Here is a 598-nt window from a genome sequence, read left to right on the forward strand (position 1 = left end):
AATCGTTAGCACTCAGCGCGTAGGTGTGTCGGATGTGCGGCTACTTAACATAAGGTTATTATGCAATCCCGCAACACCATTAAAAAATCAAACAACCGTGAGGAGTTGCATAATGCCACCTTATGTTTAAGTAAGCTTAGGGCAAGTTTTATTGGCGTGATCTTTTGCATGGAGCGAAGGAATGCAGCTCTTGGACTGGCTTGGGATGTGTGCTGATCGGTGCGGCCTGGCCATGTGCTGCATGAAGGGAAGGACGCAAAGAGCATGACAATAAAACTTGCAGAAGGGTTGGTGTGTGGTGGAGTGCGTGGGCTTCCTGGACGTTGGTTTTTCTTTTTTCAATTGAAAATAAAAAGTAACTTGACAGCCTCAATGGGATGTTTAAAACTGATACCGGAATTTTTTTTGACAGCTGAAAAGTCAGTGTCTGGTATTTTAAAAGTTGATGGCAAAAGTTGCGCAGGAGTAAAGGAAGTATACTTCGATGACTTTAAGGTGACCCATACCAAATCGCCAGTACTAGAGGAGAATTTTTATTATCCCTTTGGTATGATCGCAGAGAGAAATAGCAGAGAGGGAATGACTGAGCAGTCATACT

General features: G+C 43.3%; 1 protein-coding gene. It reads left to right on the top strand.

Going from position 1 to position 598, the window contains the following annotated elements:
- Positions 1 to 264: 264 nt before the first annotated feature.
- A partial coding sequence (locus SanaruYs_RS20020; RefSeq protein ID WP_148115053.1) for a hypothetical protein occupies positions 265 to 598 on the top strand: 334 nt, incomplete at its 3' end.

It is taken from the genome of Chryseotalea sanaruensis (genome assembly GCF_003990915.1).
GTDB lineage: Bacteria > Bacteroidota > Bacteroidia > Cytophagales > Cyclobacteriaceae > Chryseotalea > Chryseotalea sanaruensis.